Below are 3,105 nucleotides of genomic sequence, written 5' to 3'. Positions count from 1 at the left end.
GTTGGTATGGGGTCAGGAGCCGAGTGGAGCGACACCAGCGCCGACAGCAACACCAGCACCCACACCTACTCCAACCCCGGCATCAACACCAACGTCAACACCAACACCAACTCCAACCCCAACGTCAACCCCAACACCGACGGTGACAGTTGCGCCTACACCGACGCCGAGCAGCACACCGAGCGGGCTTGGCGAATATGGGCAGAGGTTTATGTGGTTATGGAACAAGATACATGATCCTGCGAACGGGTATTTTAACCAGGATGGGATACCATATCATTCGGTAGAGACATTGATATGCGAAGCACCTGATTATGGTCATTTGACCACGAGTGAAGCATTTTCGTATTATGTATGGCTTGAGGCAGTGTATGGGAAGTTGACGGGTGATTGGAGCAAGTTTAAGACGGCATGGGACACATTAGAGAAGTATATGATACCGTCGGCTGAAGATCAGCCGATGAGGTCATATGATCCTAACAAGCCAGCGACATACGCAGGGGAGTGGGAGACACCGGACAAGTATCCATCGCCGTTGGAGTTTAATGTACCTGTTGGCAAAGACCCGTTGCATAATGAACTTGTGAGCACATATGGTAGCACATTGATGTATGGTATGCACTGGTTGATGGACGTAGACAACTGGTATGGATATGGCAAGAGAGGGGACGGAGTGAGCCGTGCATCATTTATCAACACGTTCCAGAGAGGGCCTGAGGAGTCTGTATGGGAGACTGTACCGCATCCGAGCTGGGAGGAATTCAAATGGGGCGGACCGAATGGATTTTTAGATCTGTTTATTAAGGATCAGAACTATTCGAAGCAGTGGAGATACACGAATGCACCTGATGCGGATGCGAGAGCTATTCAGGCTACTTACTGGGCGAAGGAATGGGCGAAGGAGCAAGGTAAGTTTAATGAGATAAGCAGCTATGTAGCGAAGGCAGCGAAGATGGGTGACTATTTGAGGTATGCGATGTTTGACAAGTATTTCAAGCCATTAGGATGTCAGGACAAGAATGCAGCTGGAGGAACAGGGTATGACAGTGCACATTATCTGCTATCATGGTATTATGCATGGGGCGGAGCATTGGATGGAGCATGGTCATGGAAGATAGGGTGCAGCCACGCGCACTTTGGATATCAGAATCCGATGGCGGCATGGGCATTAGCGAATGATAGTGATATGAAGCCGAAGTCGCCGAACGGAGCGAGCGACTGGGCGAAGAGTTTGAAGAGGCAGATAGAATTTTACAGGTGGTTGCAGTCAGCGGAGGGAGCGATAGCAGGAGGCGCGACAAATTCATGGAATGGCAGGTACGAGAAATATCCGGCAGGTACAGCGACATTTTATGGAATGGCGTATGAACCGAACCCTGTGTATAGGGACCCGGGTAGCAACACATGGTTTGGATTCCAGGCATGGTCGATGCAGAGGGTAGCGGAGTATTACTATGTGACAGGAGATAAGGACGCAGGTGCACTGCTTGAGAAGTGGGTAAGCTGGATTAAGAGTGTAGTGAAGTTGAATAGTGATGGTACATTTGCGATACCGTCGACGCTTGATTGGAGCGGACAACCTGATACATGGAACGGGGCGTATACAGGGAATAGCAACTTACATGTTAAGGTAGTGGACTATGGTACTGACTTAGGAATAACAGCATCATTGGCGAATGCGTTGTTGTACTATAGTGCAGGGACGAAGAAGTATGGGGTATTTGATGAGGAAGCGAAGAATTTAGCGAAGGAATTGCTGGACAGGATGTGGAAGTTGTACAGGGATGACAAGGGATTGTCAGCGCCAGAGAAGAGAGCGGACTACAAGAGGTTTTTTGAGCAAGAGGTATATATACCGGCAGGATGGACAGGGAAGATGCCGAATGGAGATGTAATAAAGAGTGGAGTTAAGTTTATAGACATAAGGAGCAAGTACAAACAAGATCCTGATTGGCCGAAGTTAGAGGCGGCATACAAGGCAGGGCAGGCACCGGAGTTCAGATATCACAGGTTCTGGGCACAGTGTGACATAGCAATTGCCAATGCAACATATGAAATTCTGTTTGGCAATCAATAATAAGTAGGTAAATAGAAATTTAGCGGGGTAGCACATCTATAGGTATGGTGTGCTACCCTTTTTTGTTTGAATACATAATTTTAGTAAATTAAAATATATGGGAAAATTGCTTAAATAAAGTTGTGTAATTTGAGATATATTTTAAGCTACGAAATAACTATAGCATACATATTAAGAAGTAATAACCAACATACAAAATTGCTGTAATATGATAAAAACTATTTTTAAAGGTGCTTAAAATTTTCCTGTCCAAAATAAAATTTTCTTGTTTAAAGTGTGACAAGTTGCGTGATAAACTTTATTGTGAAATGGCTATAGCAGATAAAATTAAAATTCATATAAAATCCAACAATTTTAGTATGAGGGGTTAGGGGGTTTATGTAGAAAGATGAGAAGTATTATATGTTTTAAAAAAGAGTGCAAATATGTTCTTAATCTTTTTAGTTATAGTTTTTCTACTTCATTTTCTAATGTCAGTTTTCTTATTACATGTGACTAAAGAACTTATTATAAGAGACAAAATTAATAATAAGTCAATTCAATTAGATAAACTTCGCGAAAAAATAGACTACGAATTAAAGAAAATGAATGAGATAGTTACACGTATTCTTACTGATGATAAATTAAAATGGATAGGTAATCTAAGGGGTTTAAGAGAAAATTTTTCAGATTTGTGGGAGTACTTTGAATATTATAAACACTTTAGAGACATTAGTATGATTAATGGAGATTTAAAACCTATCTTTGTACTTTTTTTATGCGATGGAGAAATAGTATATTTTGCTTCCGAAGAATTTGGCTCTTTTTTTACATTTGGATTTGAAAATTTTTGTAATTACTTTTCACCTGATAGAATGAACTACCGCGTTTGGCACAATATAATGTTCAATAAAAACAACAGTAAATACAAAAATAATTTAATATCACAGGAATATTTAATTGGAGGACAAAGAATATTGGCATTGCATGCAACATATTACTTACCATTTGATAATTATAGCAATTCAATGGCAATTCTTCTGGTAATT

Annotated in this window: 1 protein-coding gene and 1 pseudogene; both read left to right on the top strand. The window is 41.4% G+C overall.

Annotated features, from left to right (window positions below; translation table 11 throughout):
- Positions 1-2,077: glycoside hydrolase family 48 protein (locus tag H964_RS05985; protein ID WP_039765675.1), on the top strand; the 2,077-nt coding region annotated here is incomplete at its 5' end.
- Positions 2,078-2,661: 584 nt separating this feature from the next.
- Positions 2,662-3,105 (top strand): annotated as a pseudogene (locus H964_RS05980) (helix-turn-helix domain-containing protein); the annotation flags it as partial.

It is taken from the genome of Caldicellulosiruptor sp. F32, assembly GCF_000404025.1.
In the GTDB taxonomy this organism is placed as follows: Bacteria; Bacillota; Thermoanaerobacteria; order Caldicellulosiruptorales; family Caldicellulosiruptoraceae; genus Caldicellulosiruptor; species Caldicellulosiruptor saccharolyticus.
Note: the sequence above shows the minus strand (reverse complement) of the source record. Positions and strands in the feature narration are given on the sequence as shown.